17 protein-coding genes are annotated in these 21,821 nt (G+C 58.8%); 8 read left to right on the plus strand and 9 right to left on the minus strand.

From position 1 onward, the window contains the following. Positions 1–2: 2 nt before the first annotated feature. Positions 3–1,424 (minus strand): M20 family metallopeptidase, encoded by a 1,422-nt coding sequence (locus tag ACWF8S_RS07875; RefSeq protein ID WP_447556306.1) that lies wholly within the window; start codon positions 1,422–1,424, stop codon positions 3–5. 250 nt (positions 1,425–1,674) lie between these two features. On the opposite strand from ACWF8S_RS07875, the gene ACWF8S_RS07880 reads away from it, so the two are divergent. Next, complete coding sequence (locus tag ACWF8S_RS07880) at positions 1,675–2,577, plus strand: LysR family transcriptional regulator (protein ID WP_447556307.1); 903 nt, start codon at positions 1,675–1,677, stop codon at positions 2,575–2,577. Between the two features lie 54 nt (positions 2,578–2,631). Here ACWF8S_RS07880 and ACWF8S_RS07885 read toward each other — a convergent pair whose 3' ends face one another. After that, positions 2,632–4,062 carry a YfcC family protein gene (locus ACWF8S_RS07885; RefSeq protein WP_447556308.1) on the minus strand — a complete coding sequence of 477 codons (1,431 nt, stop codon included), beginning with the start codon at positions 4,060–4,062 and terminating at the stop codon, positions 2,632–2,634. 446 nt (positions 4,063–4,508) lie between these two features. On the opposite strand from ACWF8S_RS07885, the gene ACWF8S_RS07890 reads away from it, so the two are divergent. The 5 genes from ACWF8S_RS07890 (at position 4,509) to ACWF8S_RS07910 (ending at position 9,969) form a co-directional block, all read left to right on the plus strand. Then, positions 4,509–4,922, plus strand: a complete 414-nt coding sequence (locus tag ACWF8S_RS07890; RefSeq protein WP_447556309.1) for a DUF2784 domain-containing protein — start codon at positions 4,509–4,511, stop codon at positions 4,920–4,922. Positions 4,923–4,982: 60 nt separating this feature from the next. Then, positions 4,983–6,299: a DUF945 family protein gene (locus ACWF8S_RS07895; protein ID WP_447556310.1), complete on the plus strand. Its 1,317-nt coding sequence runs from the start codon at positions 4,983–4,985 to the stop codon at positions 6,297–6,299. 529 nt (positions 6,300–6,828) lie between these two features. Next, positions 6,829–7,422, plus strand: a complete 594-nt coding sequence (locus tag ACWF8S_RS07900) for a LemA family protein (protein ID WP_447556311.1) — start codon at positions 6,829–6,831, stop codon at positions 7,420–7,422. Between the two features lie 24 nt (positions 7,423–7,446). Beyond that, entirely contained in the window at positions 7,447–9,390 is a 1,944-nt protein-coding gene (locus tag ACWF8S_RS07905; RefSeq protein WP_447556312.1) for a M48 family metallopeptidase, read from the plus strand. 39 nt (positions 9,391–9,429) lie between these two features. After that, the gene (locus ACWF8S_RS07910; RefSeq protein ID WP_447556313.1) at positions 9,430–9,969 is read left to right on the plus strand and encodes a GrpB family protein; all 540 of its coding nucleotides are present in this window, start codon (positions 9,430–9,432) and stop codon (positions 9,967–9,969) included. Between the two features lie 135 nt (positions 9,970–10,104). On the opposite strand, the gene ACWF8S_RS07915 is transcribed toward ACWF8S_RS07910, so the two are convergent. Next, entirely contained in the window at positions 10,105–10,806 is a 702-nt protein-coding gene (locus ACWF8S_RS07915; protein WP_447556314.1) for an FMN-dependent NADH-azoreductase, read from the minus strand. Positions 10,807–10,922: 116 nt separating this feature from the next. On the opposite strand from ACWF8S_RS07915, the gene ACWF8S_RS07920 reads away from it, so the two are divergent. Next, on the plus strand, positions 10,923–11,852 hold the full coding sequence (locus ACWF8S_RS07920) for a LysR substrate-binding domain-containing protein (RefSeq protein WP_447556315.1): 930 nt from the start codon (positions 10,923–10,925) through the stop codon (positions 11,850–11,852). A gap of 197 nt (positions 11,853–12,049) precedes the next feature. On the opposite strand, the gene fdhE is transcribed toward ACWF8S_RS07920, so the two are convergent. From fdhE to ACWF8S_RS07950, 6 genes are all read right to left on the minus strand, one after another. After that, the gene (gene fdhE, locus ACWF8S_RS07925; RefSeq protein ID WP_447556316.1) at positions 12,050–12,976 is read right to left on the minus strand and encodes a formate dehydrogenase accessory protein FdhE; all 927 of its coding nucleotides are present in this window, start codon (positions 12,974–12,976) and stop codon (positions 12,050–12,052) included. Beyond that, entirely contained in the window at positions 12,973–13,695 is a 723-nt protein-coding gene (locus tag ACWF8S_RS07930; protein ID WP_447556317.1) for a formate dehydrogenase subunit gamma, read from the minus strand. The genes fdhE and ACWF8S_RS07930 overlap by 4 nt, the downstream gene beginning before the upstream one ends. Beyond that, entirely contained in the window at positions 13,692–14,636 is a 945-nt protein-coding gene (gene fdxH, locus ACWF8S_RS07935) for a formate dehydrogenase subunit beta (RefSeq protein ID WP_447556318.1), read from the minus strand. The genes ACWF8S_RS07930 and fdxH overlap by 4 nt, the downstream gene beginning before the upstream one ends. Positions 14,637–14,645: 9 nt before the next feature. After that, complete coding sequence (gene fdnG / locus ACWF8S_RS07940; RefSeq protein WP_447556566.1) at positions 14,646–17,708, minus strand: formate dehydrogenase-N subunit alpha; 3,063 nt, start codon at positions 17,706–17,708, stop codon at positions 14,646–14,648. Between the two features lie 173 nt (positions 17,709–17,881). After that, a complete protein-coding gene (locus ACWF8S_RS07945) occupies positions 17,882–18,283 on the minus strand; it encodes a hypothetical protein (RefSeq protein WP_447556319.1) in 402 nt (133 codons plus the stop codon). Between the two features lie 190 nt (positions 18,284–18,473). Next, entirely contained in the window at positions 18,474–20,384 is a 1,911-nt protein-coding gene (locus tag ACWF8S_RS07950) for a DNA topoisomerase III (protein WP_447556321.1), read from the minus strand. Between the two features lie 122 nt (positions 20,385–20,506). Between ACWF8S_RS07950 and ACWF8S_RS07955 the strand changes: the two genes are divergently transcribed. Next, entirely contained in the window at positions 20,507–21,751 is a 1,245-nt protein-coding gene (locus tag ACWF8S_RS07955; protein WP_447556323.1) for an ABC1 kinase family protein, read from the plus strand. Positions 21,752–21,821 lie beyond the last annotated feature (70 nt).

Genomic DNA, 21,821 nt, shown 5'->3' on the forward strand with positions numbered 1-21,821 from the left:
TGTCATCGAGCCTTTTGGGGAGTGAGTGTTTGCGCCTGAGCTTCGCCCAGATCCCAGAATACGCCGGTGGCAAGTTTCAGCCCCTGCTCGACAATGCTCTCCAGAAGGTGCTCGTTGGGAGCATGCTGGTTACACGCCGGATAAGAGTGAGGCAGCCATACCGTGGGCAGTCGGAGTACATCCGAAAAACAGTGGTTGGGGATGGTGCCGCCCAGATTGGGCAGAACGTGGATGGGCGCCTTCAGGCTTTGCTCGGCGGATTTTGCCACGAAGTCTACCCAGGGGTGGCTCGGGTCCAGCCGGGTGGCGGCATAGCCGCCCAGCATTTCAAGCGTTAACGCTTCAAAGCCGTGGGCGTCCAGATGCTGGCGCAGGTTGCGTTCTACCGCCTGCCAGTCGGTGCCTTTCACGAAACGAAGCTGCAATACCGCCTCGGCGTGTTCGGGCACTGCACCCACGGGCTTGTCCGTACGTCCCGCGCTCAGCCCAAGGATTTCAAGGGTATTGGCGCCGTACAACCGTTCGCCGTCGGTCAGTGTCCTTTCACCCCATGCGGGGTCGATGGTGGGGTCCAAAGCGCCGCCGCCCACCGGTAGATCACGGATCAGCCGGCCCACCTCTTCGCTGATGGCCGGGGCCTTCAGAAAATCGACGAGGATCTCGCCGCTTTTGGATAGAAGGGTGGCCAGGGCGCTGCTCAATACCACGGCAGGGTTGGTGATGACCCCGCCCCAGTTGCCGGAGTGGCGCCCACCATTACCGGTATTGAGCGAAAGCTTGAACTGCACCACGCCGCGGGAGCCGAGAAAGAGCGTGGGCATGTCGGCCTGAATGCGTGGCCCGTCGGAGGCAAGAAAAAGATCTGCCTTCAGCGCGTCTTGATACAGCTGGCAGGTCTTCTCCAGCCCTGGCGAGCCGATCTCCTCGCTCATCTCGAACAGAATCTTGACGTTGTAGCCAAGCACTCCTTCGCGAGCCTTGAGCACCGCTTCAAGCGCGGCCAGGTTGACGCTATGCTGGCCCTTGTTATCGGCGGTACCGCGCCCGTATACGTGGCCGTTGGTGAAGGTCAGTGCCCAGGGGTCGATGCCTTCGGCCCATGTTGCTTCCTGGCCGTCAGTCACATCGCCGTGACCGTACAGCAGTAAAGTGGCAAGCGCGGGGTCTTCGATACGCTCGCCAATGAGTAGAGGCGGCAGGTTCTGTTCAGGGTTTTCGATGATTCGGCAGGTAAAACCCAGCTGGCTCAAATGCGGCGCTATTTCGTCACTCAGATAACGGTCGAGCATTTCCTTGCAGCCGGGGTCCTGACTCACCGTGCGCATGGCCACACGCCGCGCCAGGGTGTTATAGAAGTTGCCGCTTGAGAGCTCTTCAAGGGCCAGTTCGATGGCTTGCTGTCGAGAGGAGTGCGAAATCGTCATGGCCTGCCTTTTGTTATGTGAATCAAGTGCTGTGGGTCAAGTGCTATGTCTCAAGTGCTCTGGGTCTCAAGTGCTCTGGGTATCAAGATAGTAAGATCGATCATGATAAGCAGGTCGAGCCTAACGCTTGCCCAGGTTTGCAACAATCAATAAAATATCAAATAATCTTTCCAATTATGAGAAACCAGTGGCGTCCTAGCTTGGCACTTTCGGGCCATCCTTTGCCCTGGCAGGTTGCCTAGAGGCCGTCATGCAGGAACTCAACCTACGTTACTTTCAAAGTGTTGCGAGAACCGGTTCGCTCTCGGCGGCGGCAGAGGAGCTGCATGTGGCCGTCTCCGCGGTAAGCCGCCAGATCACCAACCTGGAGCAGCGTCTGGCACTCAAGCTGTTTACCCGCCAGCCCCGTGGGATGGCGTTGACCGAGGCCGGCAAGCTGCTTCAGGCCTACGCGCTGCGCAACCAGCTGGAGCTTGAAAGCGTCATCGACGAGATGCACGGGGCCACCGCCCGGCAGCGTCAAACCATCAGCGTGGCCTGCCCGGACGGCATGGCGTGGCATTTTCTACCCAGCGTCATCTCGCGCTTCATCATCGAGCATCCCACGATCGGTTTCGATCTTCAGGTGGTCGATTCCGCCCAGGCATCGGAACTGGTCAAGCAGGGCAGCGTGGATATCGCGCTGACCTTCAGTCTGTCGGTGGATATCGGCGTGCAGGTAATCTCGAGCCATAGCGCCGCCATTAGCGCACTGATGTCGGAAAGGCACCCGTTGGCACGCAAGGCTGCGCTCAAGGTGAGGGATCTGGACGACTACCCGTTGACCATGTCGGTGGCGGGCTCGACGGTGCGCCACCTGTTTGATGTGGCCTGCAGCCTGTCCGGGGTGAAGATTCATCCAAGTGTGGCCTGCAATACCCTGGGGGTGACCTTTACCGTGGTATGCGAGCACCCCGGCATGGTGGGGCTTTGCAGTGCCGTTTCGGTAAGCGGTAAAGCCAGAGAGGCGGGGCTTGTACTCAAGCCGTTTCAGGAGCCCCAGCTTGCCCAGCGCAGCCTTCAGGTGCAGGTGATGGCCGAGCGCCATCTACCTGCGCATATCGAAACCTTTTTGAAGTTTCTGGAAAGCCAGCTGGCCGAGGCTGCCCGCTAGTATGTATCCGCCAGGCCGACCGCCTGGCGAAGGTGTCCATAGCGAGCAGCCGTTTTAGAACGGCCCGTAGTTGATCGCTACCGCCACGCCCACGAAAACCGCGCCGGTAACGACCCAGATCAGCACCAGCGGCAGCACGAACCTGAACCACTCCACGTAGGAGACGCGGGCGATGGCCAGACACGCCATGAGCGTGCCGGAAAGCGGGGTGACGATATTGGTTACCGCATCGCCCAATTTGAAGGTAATAAACGTGGCCTGACGGGTAACGTCCAGCATATCGCCAATGGGGACCATGATCGGCATCACGATCGCTGCCTGGCCGGTGCCTGAAGTGATCAAGCCGTTGAAGAGCAGGTTGAATAGATACAGAAGCTCCATCGCGACGACCTTGCCATGGCCATCCAGCGAAGCAGCCACGCTATGCACGATGGTGTCGATCAGTTGTGCCTGCCTCAACAACACGATGACCGCCGCGGCAACGCCCACCACCAGGGCGCCGTAAAGCACTTCGCCGGCGCCGCTCATCAGGCGTTTGATAAAGGCGTTGGGCGATATTCTGGCGATAATCGCGGTGGCCACACCCATCATCAGGAAAGTGGCGGAAAGTTGGGGAATGCTCCAGCCATGGTTGAAGGCCCCGAAAATGAAAAAGCCAAAGCCCAGGACGAAAAGGCCCAGTACCAGCTTGTGGGTCAGGGTGAAAACGGTTTCTTCTTCGGGTTGCTGGCCACCATTGGCCGCATCGAAAACCTCGGGCCCCATGACGCTCATCGCCGGGTTCTGTTTGATACGCTGGGCGTAACGGCAGATATAAACGGCGGTGATGGCCAGAAAGACCACGAAAATCGCCCCACGGTAAACGAAGCCGGAAAACAGTGGAAGCTCGGCAATGGTCTGACCGGTCACGGTCACGGTGGGGTCGAAAACGCCGGCGCCAAAGCCTGCATACGATCCCAAAAAGATGATCGCCACGCCTACTACGGGATCGAGCTTCATCGAACGGGCCAGATAAAGCCCGATGGGAATAAACGCGATGGCCAGGTTGGCGCCCACGCCGACAGAGGCAAGCGTTGCAAAGGTGGCGCAGAAGATAAAGATCAAGACGTTCTGTCGACCTTTCGCCAGGCTCAGCAAGCGGTGAATGCCCGCGCTGATCGCGCCGGTGGACTCGATCACCTTCAGCACGCCGCCCACGATCAAAATGAGAAAGACCAGCGTCGAGGCGCCCACCAGACCGTTGTGCATGGCGGTGAACAGGTCCATCACGCTCAGCGAATCGGCGGTTATGTAGCGAAAACTTTCGGTGTCGACCTGAGTCAACCCGTTTTGGGTGGTTCTTTCATAGGTGCCGGCAGGGAGAACGTAAGAGGCGATGAGCACCAGGATCATGAAGCCAAACAGGATGATGAACACATCCGGCATGGCGCGTTTCTTCTTTATCTTCTGCGTGCTTGCATCGGTCGAACTCAACGTCTCTTTCATCAATCTCTCCGCTTCAAAGCGTTATGGTTTTAATGTGAAAGCGTGCTTCAGGCGTTTTAATAGTCATTGCAAGGCAGTGCGATGATGGATCGTCACAGAGGTGTCAGCCGGTGCATTCAGCCAAGGGGGAGTCAGGCTAATGGGGTGAACAAGGCCAACGATGCAGTAACCGACATTGGCCCCGGAGACTGCCAGGGGTGGGCAGGCCCGCGAAATCATCAACGAAAATCAAGCTATCAAGTAAGCCCAAAGCGGACAATTGTGTATTTATCAAACCTGCTTTCTATTTCAGGCAAGTGAAGGCGTCAAGCAATCCTCTGAAAACAAACCGTGGGTAGCGGCCTTGAATCGCCGATTAGAAAGCCGCCATGCAACGTCGATGTATCTAGCGCGTCTTAATGATTCTCGGCGCAGAAGCATTCACCAGAAGATTCAGGGGGTCCGATATGTCGTCTACCGTTTATCTATTACTGGCCGATACCGTATTGATCGTTCACGTGCTTTTTGTGGCATTCGTGGCAGGTGGGTTGTTCGCCATTTATATGGGACGTCTGTTTCATTGGCGCTGGGTGCGCAACCGCGGGTTTCGTCTGAGCCATCTGAGTGCGATCGGCTATGTCGTCGTTCAGGCCTGGCTGGGCGCTGTGTGCCCGCTGACCACTTGGGAAATGACCTTGCGCGCCCATGCGGGCGGGGCAACGTACGCCGGCTCTTTCATACAGCACTGGCTCCAGTACCTTCTTTATTACACCGCACCAGAGTGGATGTTCGTTCTGGTCTATTCGATTTTTGGCGCCATGGTAGCGGCCAGCTGGTGGGTGGTGCGTCCGGAAAAAGCTACAAGCGATAGTTTTTATTGAAATAATAATCATTTGTAAATTAGGCTTATCTTTTTTTAAAGCTTGCGAAAGGAAACCGGCATGGCCGTCAGTTCTAAAGCGTTAGGTATCACCGCTGGTGCGGTCATCGTGGTGGGTGTGGGGGGCTACCTCGGTGTCCAGGCGGCGGTGGGCACTGAAGCGGAGAAATCGCTTGTTCAGGCTTTCGACCGGCTCGACCGCTCGCCTTCATGGCACGTACTGGACGTTCGTATCGATAGATCGCTGTTCAACACGACCGCCACCGCCACGCTTGGCATGAGCGGTCACGAAGACGCCACCGCGGATATCGATCTGTTCATCGATCACGGCGTGATAAGAAGCCCCGTGACCGGCACGATCCAGCCCAACGAGGCATTTTTTGTCGGCGTCATCGGTATCGACATGGTGGCCTCGATGAGCGGGGTGGAAGGGCAATTGACGGCTGATACCCTGCGCTCGGCGGAGGTCGAGGGCGAGCTGACTGGCCTTGTGATGGATGTCGCGTTCACCGACGAGCACCTATGGCATATCGATACGCGAGTCGATGAGGTGACGTTCAATGATCCGGAAAACGAGGCGACCGTTCGAGTTTTCTCGCCCCGGTTTGAAATGGATACTCGTGGGGAGGACGGTGGAAACGTCCATCAGCGCATGGAAATACCGCGCATCGAGATATTGGCCCAGGGCATGAGCCTTTACATGGATGCCACTGAAATGGAATCAATTACCGAGCCGGCCGATGCCCGGCGTGTGATCGATCAGACCGGCCATGTAAGAGTGGCGGAGTTCGGTGTCGACGATACGTCGATGGGCAGTCTTTCCATGGATGTAACGGCCAATAATTGGCATATAGATGCGTTTCAGACCTATCAGGAAGCCTATGCGCCTCTCATCGTGATGCAGAACCGCTTCGAAGAAGATGAAGGTAGTGTCGATGAAGCACGCTACCGGGAACTGATGACGCAGGCAATCGAGAACGGCCATGCCTTTCTGGTGGAAAGCCCTTCCGCCGCGATCCAGCCGTTGAGCGCTCATATCGTACTGCCGGAGTTGGAGCTGGATTTCAAACCGCGTTTGACGGCTCAGATACGCTTTGATGGTGAAGGACTTTCCAAGGAGGCCCTTTACAGCGCCTTCTGGAATAACGATCTGGCGCCACGAACAACACAAGACGCAGAGGCTGCGATGAGTCCGGCCCAGGCGAACGCGTACCTGCTTGACCGCCTGTATATGGAGGTCGACATGACCACACCACCACCGGCACTTTTGATGCAGCTTCCGCTGCTGGTGAGCCTGGTGCTCGACACCTCCCTGGAGCAGCAGACGCTTACCTGGGATCAGGGCCGGTTGACCCTCAACGGCGAAGAGTTGATGTAGTCGCCTTTTGCCGGAGCCAACGCGCACTTGATACTTCGGGCCATGCATTTCGATGCAGGCCCGACATTTTTTTATTTAGTGTTTGAAGTGCTGTTTGAAGATTTATCCGAGAAATGAAATATGCGTGTTTTTGCTCTCGCAAGATTTTTATTGTCAGTGGTTGGTATCGGGCTTCTCGTGGTTGCTTTTTTCCTTGATACCACTGTTCAGGGAGTACAGCGCAATACGGGATTGTCTGTTAATGGCAAGCACCCTTATCAGGTCACCACGCAGTAGCTTGATCCTTCTACCATGGAAGTGCATGTCTTCAAGAGCCAGAATCTCTGGTTCGACCCTTCAGCCTACGTCAATACGGATACCGTGGCGGTCTACATTGATGAAGACAATCCCAGGAAATGTTGCATGGATATTAGTTTCCTGCCCAAACTTGCCAGCTGACGCGATAGTGTATGCTTCAAACACGACAAGCGGCTTGCCAGCCTCGTGCTTTAAAGCGCTCGCTTTTTTTTGACCAGGATAAGGATTCGTTATGGTTACAACTATCATCATTGTGGCGGTCATCGCGATTGTCGCCTTCTATGTCATCGGGGTTTATAACAAGCTGGTCTCTTTGCGAAACCGCTTCCAGAACGGCTTCGCGCAAATCGAGGTGCAGCTCAAGCGCCGCCACGACCTGATTCCCAACCTGGTGGAAACCGCGAAAGGCTATCTTTCACACGAACGCGAAACCCTGGAGGCGGTCATCCAGGCGCGCAATTCGGCCGCTTCTGGGCTCCAGGCGGCAGCGGCCAGCCCAGGGAGCAAAAAGGCGATGGCCGAGCTTGGCGGCGCTGAAGGTGCGCTCACCCAGGCCATGGGACGGCTCAATGTGGTCATGGAAGCCTACCCGGATCTCAAGGCATCCCAGAACATGCAGCAGCTCTCGGAAGAACTCACCAGTACCGAGAACAAGGTGGCCTTTGCTCGCCAATCCTTCAACGATGCTGTCATGCAGTACAACACCTACCGCCAGAGCTTTCCGCCGGTGGCAATAGCGCCGATGGTAGGTCACGGTGAAAACGCCTCGTTTCTGGAATTCGAGGACAGCGCGCAGATTCAGTCAGCGCCCGAAGTGTCGTTTTAAGGCGTTCAACAAGGGAAGTGGCGCATGGATTTTTTTACCGCACAGGATAATGCCCGGCGCAAGACCGGGCGGCTGGTTGTCTTGATGATCGCGGCAGTAGTTGCATTGATCGCCGTCACCACCCTGGTGATCACCATCGTCGTTTATTTCATGAGCGACCACCGGGGCGAGGTGACAGCGGACAGCCTGCTGGCCGCGCTTTCTCCTGAGCTGGTAGGTGTTGTAGCCCTTGGCGTGGTGGCGCTGGTGGGCATTGGCGGGCTTTTCAAACGCTACCAGCTGCGCCGCGGCGGCGGTAAAGGCGTGGCCGAGGCGCTGGGCGGACGAGAAATCGACCCGGGCACCGACAACGCCAATGAGCGGCGCATTCTCAACGTGGTTGAAGAGATGGCGATTGCCTCGGGCACGCCGGTGCCGCCGGTTTATCTGCTCAAGGAAGCGGGTATCAACGCATTTGCCGCCGGGTTCGATACCCGCGATGCGGTAATCGGCATCACGCAAGGCGCAATCGATCATTTGAGCCGCGATGAACTTCAAGGCGTAGTGGCCCACGAGTTCAGCCATATCCTGCATGGCGACATGCGCTTGAACATGCGCCTGATCAGCGTGCTGCACGGGGTATTATTGATCGGCCTCTTGGGCTATCTCCTGCTGCGCAGTACGGCCTTTCGCGGCCGATCCGTGCGGCGCAGCAACAACGATAATGGCAAAGGTGTCATCGTAGTGCTGGCATTGGGCGCCGCCCTGGCCGTCATCGGCTACGCGGGTACGTTTTTTGGCAACTGGATCAAGGCCGCGGTGAGCCGCCAGCGCGAGTACCTGGCCGACGCTTCCGCCGTGCAGTACACACGCAACCCAGGCGGTATTGGTAACGCGCTGGTCAAGATAGGTTCCCACACGCAAGGGGCCAGGCTGGAGGCCTCCCAGGCCAGTGAGTATAGCCATCTGTTTTTTGGCCAAGGCATGAAGATCGGCTTCACTCGGTTGATGGCGACCCACCCACCCTTGAACGAGCGCATCAAGCGCGTCATGCCGGGCTGGAACGGCACGTTTGACGCAGCGCTGAGTGTATCTGCCGCCGGCGATGTAACCAGTGACGGGGCTGAATCAGCGGCGGGCTTTGCCGGTAATACGCCCACTCGCGCCAGTGCTGCAATGACCGGCGCCTCGGCCCAGACGGCCATTGCTTCCATGGGCAAACCGGGCCCGCAGCATCTGGCTCAGGCTCGTGCCACCATCGATGCGTTGCCCAGGCGTATCAAGGAAGCCGCCCAGGACCCTTACGCGGTGCGCGCACTGATGTACGGGCTTTTGCTGGACCACGATGATGAGATACGCCAAACACAGCTGGCACTTTTAAAGCAGTCGGCCCAGCCGGACGTTTACCGCGCGGTAATGAGCCTGGCAGGTGAGGTCTTGATGTTAAAAGACGAGCTTCGTTTGCCGTTGGTAGAGCTTTGCCTGCCCGCGCTGAAGAGTCTTTCCAAAAGCCACGCAGACCGCTTTAGTGATTGTATCAAAGCCCTGGCCGAAGCCGATGGTCGAATCAGCCTGTTCGAGTGGACGCTTTATCACTGGCTGATTTACCACCTGGGCCTTACTAAAGAGGCGAGCGGCCCGGCCAATCGCAAACTCACGGATTTGAAGCACGAGTGCCAAACGCTGCTTAATGTGCTGGCAAGCGCCGGCCAGGATAACACCTCGGCCATCAGCGAAGCGCTCAGTACCGCCGAGCAGGAGCTACCTTTTGCCTTGATGACCGGCGAAAACGTCGACGACAGACAAGCGCTTAGCCAGGCCGTGAGCCGGCTGCGCCGCCTGACACCACAGCATAAATCAACGCTTCTACAGGCCATGGCGCGCTGTATCGAACACAGCGGCGAGGTACGCCCGGCAGAAGCTGAACTGTTTCGCGCCACTGCCGATATTCTGGGCGCTCCAGTCCCGCCGCTGCTGGTAGCAGGGTGATTGAGCGTTGCAGGTCCAGAAACAAGAGGTACCGGGTGTATGGATGACGCAGAGTCCTTGAACCGAGCCATTAACGAGGAAGTAAAGCTTTGCTCATACAATGCCGAGTGGCCAAAGCAGTTTGAAGAAGAGCGTGCTCGGCTATTACACTTTTTTCCCGATAAGCTGGTAGCCATCGAGCATATCGGTAGTACCGCTGTAGCGGGGCTTTCGGCCAAGCCGATCATTGATATCATGGCGGGGGTCGATTCGATAACCCAGGCGGATGCCCTCATGGGCCCCTTGTGCGATTCAAACTACACGACCTCGCTGGAATACAACGCTACTTTGACGGACAGGCGCTGGTTGATGCGGTGGGCCAATGGCCGCAGGACTCATCATCTGCATCTAATGGTGTATGGCGGCCAAGCATGGCAAAAGCGCCTGGCTTTTCGCAACGAACTGCGCGCCGATACTGTGCTGGCGCTGATGTACGCGAAAAATAAACAGTATTGGGCGACTGAGTATAAAACCGACCGGGAAGCGTATACGGCAGCGAAGGGAAGTTTTATACGTGGTGTGCTGCGTAGGCGTATTTAATAAGCAAGACCGCGTAACATCCTTTTTATGTAAAAGCGCGCAATGAGCACACTATGTTAAAACGATATAAACGCGCGGACGCCCTGAGCAGAGACGTCCGGACGCTTTTTACGGCTAATTAGTGCTGACGCACTGTTACGCCGGTTCGTGCACAAGAGTTGCACTCAACGTCCCTTGTAGCTCTGCTACCAGCCGCTCGACCTTCCGCGTGGCCTCGCCAATTGATTTTGCCAACATCTCGCCACCGACTTCCTGACCTTCGATAGCAATGATATGCAGTCGGATGATCCCGACGAACCCTAGCGCTGAGGCCAGGTTGGGTTCCAGGTGATTCATGTGTGCCATCGCTTCGCCCGGCGCCATATTCATGCCGCCTCTGGCAACGAGTATGACCGCATGCCGTTCTCGATCTGCAAGCTTGGGGGTGTAAGGATCTTGCAGGTTGCTCTTGTCGACCCCGACCGTTCGCTCGGCCCGGATGATTTGATCGACCCACGCCTTGAGACTGGCGGGCATCCCGAAGTTGTAGAGCGGAGTGCCAATCACCAGAATATCCGAGGCAATCAGCTCATCGACAAGCGTGTCGCTTTCCGCCAACGTTGCCTGCATCCACGGCTCGCGTTTCTCTTCAGGCGTGAAAGCCGCCGCAATCCAGTCGTGGCTGATAAAGGTGGGCGGTTGCTGGCCTATATCGCGGTAGGTAACACCGTCCTGCGGGCAGCGCAGCCGCCATTGATGAACGAATTGGTGCGACAGATATCGGCTGTGTGAGCCATGGTGATCCGTTCCTGCGAGCCCGGGCCGGGCGCTGGCATCGATATGCAGAATATGCGACATGAAAAGTCTCCTTTTGAGCTGAATTCATCTATGCTGATGAACGCTAAAGACTAGAGCGCGACCGATGGCGCGACAAACGATCGTTTCTTGTCGATATGGATGAATAAATCTCACTTATGAATTCACGACGCTTGCCCTCGCTTTCGGCCCTTCGCGCGTTTGAAGCGACGGCCCGGCACGAAAGTGCCAAACAGGCGGCGCTGGAGCTTTCGGTCACCGCCACGGCCATCAGCCACCAGATTCGCGGGCTTGAAGAGGCGCTGGGTATTGCGCTGTTTATACGTAGGCCCAGGCAGTTGGTGCTTACGGCCCCAGGGCGGGAGCTCGCGCAGGTATTGGAATCTTCCTTCGACAATATCAGCAATACCATCGAGCGCTTGAGTGCCTTGCCCGAACGGCGGGGCGTTACTCTGACCACTACGCCAGTGGTAGCCGTACGCTGGTTATTGCCCTGGATCTACAGGCTGAGTGAATCTCACCCCGATATCGATCTGCGCATTCATGCCTCCCACGAGCCCGTCGCGATAGATGGAACAACCGCCGATCTGGCCATTCGCCATGGCGATGGGCACTGGCCGGGGCTGGTCGCCGAGAAGCTGTTTGATACCACCTTGATACCCGCTTGCAGCCCACGGTTGGCGCAGCAGGCTGGGAAGGAGGTATCCCAATATCCGCTGATTCACTTTCGGCCGCAGGGTGTATTTAGATCGCCCATAGATTGGCCGGGTTACCAGAAAATCGCCCGGATTCCTGGTTTGAATGTTGATGCCGGATTAGCGTTCTCTGATGAAAGCCACGTTATTGCGGCGGCAGTGGGTGGGCAGGGCGTCATGCTAATGAGCCGCCAACTGATCGAAGATGAATTGGCGGAAGGACGTCTGGTACACCCCTTTGGCCCCGAGCTCGAAGACCGCGGCTTCTTTCTCGCCTACCCGGAAAGCCGCCGAAGTGATCCCACGATTCTGGCACTTCGGGACTGGGTGATGGCAATACCGGGCAAACTATCGGGGGCTTGTGTTGATAATTTTTTTATACCGTTATCTTAATAAGATTTGCGAAAATGTCGGATATGCTGACTTTGGCTTTCATACAAAACCCGTGACTCAGCGGAGCTTGATGCAGACAAAGAGGGGCCGGCTGAATGGTCATACGGCCACTGGGCTACATCAAACGGCGATTGTTGTTTTCATATTCTTGAAATAGGTCGTGAGCAAGCGGGCCGTCCATGGCCACTCGAGGGGCCTCATTCACCAACGATCAGCAAAGGGTTGAAGCCGCTGCGACGATACTGTTGTTCCTCGGCTAGCAGCAGATCCAGTGCCAGGCTCGCGAGATCGTCGGCGAGGGGTTCTGCATGTGCGTCGAATTCGCGGGGCATGATCTTGAGGTAGGAGTGACAGTCGCTACAGGTCTCGGCCTGGGTGGGGAGCAGGCACTCGCCAGCCTCGTCCTCAAGGCTCAGGTAGTCAAGCTTGCCGCTCTGATCGCAGACACTGCACTTGGAGCGTTCCAGATACCACTGTGTCGCGCATAATCCGCACTGCAGATAACGCACCCCGCTGCGCTGGGAATCGATCTGGATGAGGCTTGCCACCGGCAGCGAACCGCAACAGGGACAGATCGAGCGGGCCTCGGCGGTAGGGCGTTTTGGCGGGTGGGGCAGAGTGCGCGCCAGACGCAGCCAGGCCACCTGCAACGCTGCCGCTACCAAGGGCATAAGCCCACGACTCGCTTCTGGGCCGGGGCGCGCCTCCAGCACTTCCTGGGCGAGGTGGTCGATCTCCTCTTTGGGCAACGCACGCAGGGCGTCGAGCAATGGCCGCTGCGCTTCACCGACATGCAAATCAAGGCCGTCGAGAAGGGCGGTGAGTTCTCCATGAAAATCGATGTCGCGGCGAAGCGCCTGAGTACCCAGCGGCGGCATGCCGTGCTCCAGAGCGAGCACGAAGGCGTCCGGTTCGGGCAGCCACGCCGGCACATAGTGTTCTAGCGTGCGCTGCTGCGCCTGAGAGAGCTGGGCCATGAAGGTCAGAAAATCCCGCAGGGGTTCGACACGCTCGGAAAGCTCATGCAGGCGCTGGGCGCGCTGCGCAAAGTGCTCCTGCTCGGGCAGCACCACGGAAGGGGGATCCATGATGCCCATCGGGGCATTGCCATAGGCGTGGTTCACTTGGACTCCTCTCTAGTCATGATCGGGTGCTGTTGCCTGGACATCTCACGCTCCTTGCGCTCCTTCTCCATACGCTCTTTGTCCATTTCCTCCTCGTACCATAGATCGTGGTGATGTTTCGCCCATGTCTTGCTGACCCGGCCACGAATCATGGCGGTGAACGAACCCTTCACCCAGATACCCGAATAGATATGAATGATCAGCGTGATGATCGCCAGCAAGGCCACATAAGCGTGCCCAAAGGCGGCCAGCCGGCGCAGCGTGACGGGGATGGCGTCGGCGAAATAGGGCTGCCAGATAAGCAGCCCCGACATCAGCAGCACCGGCACACAGAGCACCATGATCCAGTAGACCAGCTTCTGCCCGGCATTGTTCTTGCCCACCGGCGGTAGCCGCTCGTCACGATTGCTCAACACGTCCTTGATCTGCTTGAGCCACTGAATATCATGGCGCTTGATCAGGCTCACCTTGAAAAAGCGGACCGCCATGATCATGAAAAACAGTGTCATGAACAGCCCGATATACGGGTGCAGGATACGCGTCATGGTCGGGCCGCCGAACAGCCCGGTCAACGACCAGAAGAAGGGGTGAAACAAGGGCAGCCCGCTGAGCACCAGCATCACGAAGCTGATCGCGATGAGCCAGTGATTGATGCGCGAAAACGCGTCATACCGTAACAGGCCCCGATCGGTTTTGGCATGTGGTTTTGATTCGCTCATGGCCGTTTCTCCCCAGGCTTTTGGTCACGCTCCTCGTCCGCGCGTACCTCTCTCTCCTTTTCTTCCTCTTCTTCTTCCGGTATTTCCTTGGGGCCTGCGGTGAGGTAGTGGAAGAACCCGGCAAACGCCGCAAGCCCGATAGCCGCCGAGGCCAGCGGCTTGGTGATACCCTTCCAGCCCTCGACCAGCGGGCTGATGCGCGGGTCTCTGGGCAAACCGCTGTAGATCTCGGGTTTGTCGGCATGTTGCAACACGTAGATCACATGGGTGCCACCTACGCCTTGAGGGTCATAGATACCGGCGTTTTCATGGCCGCGTCCCTTGAGAAAATCGGTGCGCTTCTCGGCAAGATCGAGCATGTCCTCCTTGGTGCCGAACATGATCGACCCGGTGGGGCAGGATTTCACACAGGCCGGCTCCAGACCATGCGAGACACGATCAGAACACAGGGTGCACTTATAGGCCTTGGAATCCTTTTTCGAAATGCGCGGAACATCGAAAGGGCAGCCAGCAACACAGTAGCCGCAACCGATGCAGTGCTCGGAGTTGAAGTCCACGATGCCGTTGGCGTACTGGACGATCGCGCCGGGTGCCGGGCACGCCTCGAGGCAGCCCGGTTCGGCGCAGTGCATGCAGTTGTCCTTGCGGATCAACCACTCCAGGTTGCCTTGTTCGTTCTCATACTCGTTGAAGCGCATCACCTGCCAGGAGTCGGGTGTCAAGTCCGTCGGGTTGTCGTATTCGCCCACGCATTCACCCACTTCGTCACGCAAGTCGTTCCACTCGGAGCAGGCAACCTGGCATGCCTTGCAGCCGATGCAGCGGGATACGTCGATCAGCTTGGTGACCGTTTCGACCCCGCCGCTACGCTCCTGGGGTGATGCTACCTGGGTCGCTGAGCGTCTGATGATATTCTGCTGATTGATCTGATCGCCTCTCATCTCGCCTCCTTAAAGCTTGTCGACCCGAACCAGAAACGACTTGAACTCCGGTGTCTGGGTATTGGCGTCACCCACCGAGGGCGTCAACGTATTGGTCAGGTGAGCCCGCTTGGTTTGCCCCAGATAGCCCCAGTGAATCGGGATGCCTATCTGGTGCACCGTCCGCCCGGCTACCTGCAGCGGACGGATGCGCTTGGTCACTACTGCCACCGCTTCGATATGACCGCGCTTGGAGCTGATCCGAACCCGGTCGCCCTTGGCAATGCCCAGTTCGTTGGCCAGGATTTCGCCAATCTCGATGAACTTTTCGGGCTGGGCGATGGCGTTCAAACGGTTGTGCATCGTCCAGTAGTGGAAATGTTCGGTGAGGCGATAGGTGGTCGCCGCATGCGGAAACTCCTCGAAGGTGCCCAGGTTGGCCCGATCCTGCTCGAACACCCGCGCCCCTGGATTGTTCTTGGCCAGTGGGTTATCGGGGTGCATCGGGTTGTTGGCGATCGGTGTTTCAAACGGTTCGTAATGTTCCGGGAAAGGCCCTTCGACCATGCGGTCGCGGGCAAAGAACTGCCCTCGACCCGTCTGGTTCATGATGAAGGGGCCTTGCGCCGCTTCCGGTGCGGATTCCACCGGGAAGTCGGGCACGTCATTACCCACCCAGCGACTGCCGTTCCACCAGACGACCGCCTTGCGCTCGGCCCAGGGAGTGCCATCGGGACGCGCACTTGCCCGGTTGTAGAGGATCCGCCGGTTGGCCGGCCACGACCAGGCCCAGCCCAACGTCTGGCCGACGCCGTAGGGGTCGGAATTGTCGCGGCGGATCATCTGATTGCCTTCATTGGTCCAGCAGCCAGCAAAGATCCAGCAACCGCTCGCCGTGCTGCCATCGGCACGCAGCATGCCGAAATCCTCGACCTGTTCCCCCGCCCGACAGACCAGATTGCGCTGCTCGTCATAGACATCCTCGAGCGCCCAACCGTTGTACTCCCGGGCCAGTTCGTTGGGGCTCGGCTCCGTCGGGTAACGATAGGGCCAGCTCAGGTTGAGCAGCGCATCGGAAAAGGCGCCGCCTTCGTCGCGATACATCTGCTGCATCCGCATGAAGATGCCCGCCAGAATGGCCGTATCGGGAATCGCTTCGCCTGGCGGCGGCGCCGCCGCCCAGAACCATTGCAGCCAGCGTGAGCTGTTGACGATGGAGCCGTCTTCCTCGGCAAACGCGGTGGTCGGCAAGCGGAACACCTCGGTGCCGATCTCGGCCGTGTCCACGTCGTTGAATTCGCCATGGTTCTTCCAGAACTCGGCGGTCTCGGTTCTCAGCGGGTCGATGACCACCAGATACTTCAAGCGGGAAAGTGCCGCACTGGTCTTGGCCTTGTGCGGGAAGGCGGCCAGCGGGTTGAACCCTTGGCAAATGTAGCCGGTCATTTCGCCATGGCTCATTCGCTCGAAGGTATGCAGCACGTCATACAAGGTCTCGCTCAGCTTGGGCAGCCAGTCGTAGCACCAGTCGTTCGCTTCGGTGGCCGCCTCGCCAAACCACGCCTTCATCAGGCTGACATGAAAACGCTCGTAATGGCGCCAATAGGATATTTCACCAGGCAGCAGGTCCGGGCGCGCGCGATCGAGGATATAGGCTTCGTAATCCTGCTCATCGGCCTCGGGCAGCGACATGTACCCCGGCAGCAAGTCCGAGAGCAACCCAAGATCGGTCAGCCCCTGAATGTTGGAATGCCCGCGCAAGGCATTGACGCCGCCCCCGCGCATGCCCATGTTGCCAAGCAGCAACTGAAGCATTGCCGCGGTGCGGATGATCTGCGAGCCGATCGAGTGCTGTGTCCATCCCAGGGCGTAAAGAATCGTCATGGTCTTGTCGTCCACGACGGTGGCGGCGACCATGTCCCAGACGTGCTGAACCTTGTCGCGGGGCGTGCCACACACCGAGGAGACCACGTCGAGGGTGTAACGGCTGAAGTGCGCACGCATCAACTGGAACACGCAGCGAGGATGCTGGAGCGTGTCGTCACGCAGAGCGTGGCCTTCGTCGTCGTACTCGTACTGCCAGGTTTCCTTGTCGTATTCGGCGTTCTCGGCGTCGTAGCCGGTGAACAGGCCATCCTCGAAGCCGAACTCCTCGCGCACGATGAGGCTCGCGTCGGTATAGGCGCGCACATACTCATGATGGATCTGATCGGTTTCGATCAAGTAGCTGATCAGACCGCCCAGAAAAGCGATATCGGTACCTGTACGAATTTCCGCGTAGTAGTCCGCCACCGCCGCCGTGCGGTTGAAACGGGGGTCGACCACCACGAGCTGGGCGTCATTATGCTCTCTGGCTTCCATCACCCAGCGAAAACCAACGGGGTGCGCCTCGGCGGCATTGCCACCCATGACGAGAATGAGATCAGCGTTGCGGATGTCGACCCAGTGGTTCGTCATGGCACCGCGACCGAATGTTGGGGCAAGACCTGCCACCGTCGGTCCGTGTCAAACGCGTGCCTGGTTGTCGAGTACCACCATGCCGAGGCTACGGGCTATCTTCTGTGTCAGGTACGCCGTCTCGTTGGTCGAGGCGGAGGCCGCCAGCATCCCGGTCGTGGTCCAATGGTTGACCGTATTGCCTTCGTCATCCTGGTCGACGAAGTTGGCGTCGCGATCATCTTTCATGTGTCGGGCGATTCGTGTCAGCGCCTCGTCCCAGCTGATGCGCTTCCACTCGTCGGTGCCGGGTTCGCGTACCTGAGGGTACTTCAGACGCGACTCGCTCTGGATATAGTCGAGCAGCCCCGCACCCTTGGGGCACAGCGAGCCGCGACTGACCGGATGGTCCGGGTCGCCCTCGACATGGTAGATGCTATCGATACTGTTGATCGCCCCATCGCCGCGGCTATAGAGCAGCACGCCGCAGCCCACCGAGCAGTAGGTACAGTTACTGCGGGTTATCTTGGCGCCGGTAAGCTTGAAATGGCGGATCGATGCGATCGCAGGCTCCGGGGCAAAACCCATCATGGCCATGCTGGATGTCGCCATACCAACGGCACCGAGTTTGAAGAACTGTCTTCGCGTAACCTTCAGAGTCATGACGGCCTCTTGTCGATTTGTTCTGTATATCGTGAATACTTGAAAACAGACTAATTTGTTAATCAGACTAAGCTGTTAAATAGTGTGAGTCTGTTTCTTGCTGGGTGATGCGTCGCCTGGTCATTGAGTCAATGACACGGTTGCCAACAGAGCGTGCTGTCAACGGCTTAGTCGGGCGAATCAGACGTGCTGGCCTGAGATTCACCATCTTCCCGGCGCCCACTGTCGTCGGCACCCAGTGGTTCATCCGGCAATAGCGTCTCTTCGCGCTCGGGTGTCTCGGTTTCATAGGCGGACCCGTCATCGGACTGGGAGGCAGGGGTCTGGAACATGGCGTCTCCTCGTGATTGGCCGCCGCCCGTCGTCTCGTTTTCCTGATCCATATCCGCACCGGTAATACCGCTCGTGGTACCGGCCGTGCCGGTATCTACGTTCGGCTTTTCAGGCGTTGCATGAGGCGCCAGTGCTCCGGTTGCGTTCTGGGGAGCTGCCGACTCGGTGGCCTGGAGCGTGGTAATGAAGCCAGCGCCTAGCAAGGCAACCAGTAGGGAAAGCGTTCGTCGTGTCATGCTTGAACTCCTCGAACGGGCCAAGGCCCTGCGGTTGAGCGCTCCGCGTTGGCTGCAACATGTTCAGCCAATCGCTTCATGTTGAGCTCCATGTAGTCACAACTCTGACGTATCCTGCCTTCTGTATAGCCAGTAGCGACGCCTGGAACAAGAACATGGGTTAAGAAAGGTTCATAGGGGCAACATTACGCTACTGTTTGCTTGAAGCGGTACTTCTTCTTTTTGTATAGCTCTTTCTTGGCTTGCCTTTGCGCTTGGCCGTGCTGCCGGCAGCGCCTTTCGCCGTTTGCAGGCTCTGTCTGAGCTTGCCCGCATCGCTTTGCTCAAGCAGGGCGCGCAAATCGTCGAGCAAGGCCTGCTGGAAGGCGCCGGGGTCGTCCTGGCGTTCGGAAATTGCGCGCAGGCGCTGCTCCCATAGGGCGGTACGCTCCGGCGTGCTGACGGCACTGGGTAGCGCCGCAATCAGCGCGCTGCCAACTTGGGTGGCGCGCAGGGCCTTTTGCTGGCGCACCAGATATCCGCGCTGCACCAGGGTTTCGATGATACCGGCCCGCGTTGCCTCGGTGCCCAGGCCGTCAGTGTCGCGCAGGGTGCGGCGAACTTCTGGGTCTTCCACGTAGCGGCCGATGTTCATCATCGCCTTGATGAGGCTTGCATCCGTGAACGGCTCCGGCGGGCGGGTTTCCTTTTCCTCTACACCTGCGCCCAGCGCCTGGCAGGCTTCCTCTTGGGTCAGCGTGGGCAGCGGCGGGGCATCTTCTCTGGTAGTGAAAAGCGGTTTCCAGCCGGGGTCCAGAATGCTCTGGCCGCGGGCACGAAAGGCCTCGGAAAGCAGGGTGAATTCGGCCTTGACCTCGAAAGTGCGTAAGGGGCGATAGAACTGCGCCATCACATTGCGTACCACCAGCCGAAAAACGTGGCCTTCGGTCGCCGAAAGCTGGCTGAAGTCTGCCGGTTTGCCGGTGGGGGCCAGCGCGTGGTGGGCGCCCACCTGTTTGTCGTTCCAGGCCTTGGAGCGCAGGGTGAAGTCGGCGCCCTGCAGCCACTGCCTTAGTGTGGCGTCGTTCTGACAAGCCCCGCTCAGGCTCTTCCTGGCAAGCGAAAGATGCTCTTCGGGCAGATAGCGGCAGTCCGAGCGCGGGTAGGTGATCAGCTTGTGCTGCTCGTAGAGGCGCTGGCAGATATCCAGCACCATCTGGGCGGAAAGCCCATGGCGGCGGGCGGCGTCTACCTGAAGCGCCGAGAGCGAGTAGGGCAGTGGTGGGGCCTGGCGTTTTTCCTGTTGATCGAGAGTGGTCAACTGGCCGGATGTGCCGGGAAGCTTTGCCGCCAGCGCATCGGCCGGTCTGCGGTCAATCAAGCGGCCCTGATCGTCCAGCGGCTGATTTTCCTTCGGCGCCCACCAGGCGCGCAGCTGGCCGTTGGCGACCCTGAGATCCACCCACAGCGGGTAAAACGGGTGGGGCTTGAAATCGCGAATGGCGTTGTCGCGGTGCACGATCAGCCCAAGCACCGGCGTTTGCACACGACCCACGGAAAGCACGCCGTCAAAGCCCGCCTGGCGGCCGGTCAGGGTCCAGGCGCGAGTCAGGTTGATGCCGTACAGCCAGTCGGCTCTTGAGCGTGCTTGCGCTGCCTGAAAGAGTGGCTGGAATTCGGCGTTGGAACGCAGCTGGGCGAGCGCCCGGGTAACCGCCGGGCGGTTGAGATCACTGATCAACAGGCGTTGAACCGGGCCGCGATACTTCAGATGCTCGATCACTTCCTGCACCAGCAGTTGGCCCTCACGGTCCGGGTCGCCGGCGTGTACCACCTCACTTGCCTGCTTGATCAATTTGCGAATCACCGCCAGCTGGCCGCGCGCCTTGGTGCGCGGGGCCAGCTTCCAGGTGCCGGGCACGATGGGCAAACGATCCAGGCGCCACTGCTTGTCGGCGGGGTCGTAGGCTTCCGGCGGGGACTGCTCGAGCAAGTGGCCCAGACACCAGGTCACGGTGGTATCACCGCACACGATAGCACCGTCCTGGCGCTTGGGGCTGCCCGGCAGCGCTTCGGCAATGGCCCGGGCAAGGCTGGGTTTTTCAGCAATAATCAAGCGCATGCCACGCTTTACCTTAACGAGTTAGGAAATTAAGCCTATGGTAACAGAGCTGACAAGGCGTAAAGCTGAGGCTTGCGGATAAAAACTTGGCGCGCCATCCATAAAATGATCGAGGCGAACTGATGCGCGAACGCGGCAGAACACGCAGGCTAATGGGCCTGGGGGCACGCACCGGCGGGGCGATGCTCAAGACTCGCCTGGGCGGCCAGGCGGATTGGCAGGCACTGGGCGAGGCGCTGTTCGAAGGCCTTTCAGAACTCAAGGGCCCGGCGATGAAGATGGCCCAGATGATGTCCCAGTGGGATGACCTCTTGCCGGCGGATCTGGCCGAGGAGCTTTCCCGCCTGCAGCGCCAGGCCGAACCCATGCCCTGGCCGCGCATTCGCGAGGCGCTGGTGCTTCAGTATGGCGATCTCGAGCGGCACTTCAGCGAGATCGAGGAGCGCCCGTTCGCCAGCGCTTCCATGGGCCAGGTACACAAGGCGATCACCCTGGAAGGTGAAACCGTGGTGCTCAAGGTCCAGTACCCGGGGCTCGCCGATGTGCTGGAGAGCGATCTGGTGCAACTGCGCCGTATCATGCGGTTGGGGCGCTGGTTCAAGGTGCCTCAGGCACGGCTGGACGCCATGTTCGAGGAACTGGCCGCCGGCCTTCGCGACGAGCTGGATTACCAGGCCGAAGCCCAGGCGCTGGCGCGCTATCGCGAGCGCTACGCGGATGAGCCGCGGCTGGTGATTCCCGAGCCGCTTCTTGAACTGTCCGGCACTCACGTGCTGGCCATGCGTTTTGTAGATGGCACGCCACTGCGTGAACTGGAAAGCGCGGATGACGACACCCGCCAGCAGGTGGCACAAACGCTGGCGGACTGGATCACTGAGGAGCTTTTTACCCATGGGGAGTTTCACGCCGACCCGCACGCGGGCAATTTCGCCGCCGACGCTCAGGGGCGGCTGATCATCTATGATTTCGGGGCGGTGATCCCGGTGCCCGAGGTACGTCTAAAAGCGATGATGGCGCTACTGGGGGCTACGCTCGACCAGGATCCCATGGCAATGGACGAAGCCATGTTGCAAATGGGAGGGCGTCAAGGACAGGGCGCGCCGCTGACGCTTTACCGGGAAGCGGCGGAGTGTGTGGCGCCACTGTTTGAACCCGGCGAGCAGGATTTTGGCGATGTGCGTGTTCACCGGCGCCTGCGTGAACTCTCGCCCAAGGTATGGGGCGCCATGGACAGACTGCAGCCTCCGGCGGATACGTTGCTGCTCTCGCGCGCGTTGAACGGCCACTACTGGAACCTGGTCCGCCTGAAGGCGCGGCTGGATATGCATGAGCGTGCCCAGCCCCTTTTAGCCTGGGCGCGAACGTAACAGATTGCCGCTGCGGGAGCGCCGTGCTGCGTGATAGACTATGGCGCTTTTCAAAGACAGTGGAGATGGC

Source organism: Vreelandella xerophytica, assembly GCF_968048975.1.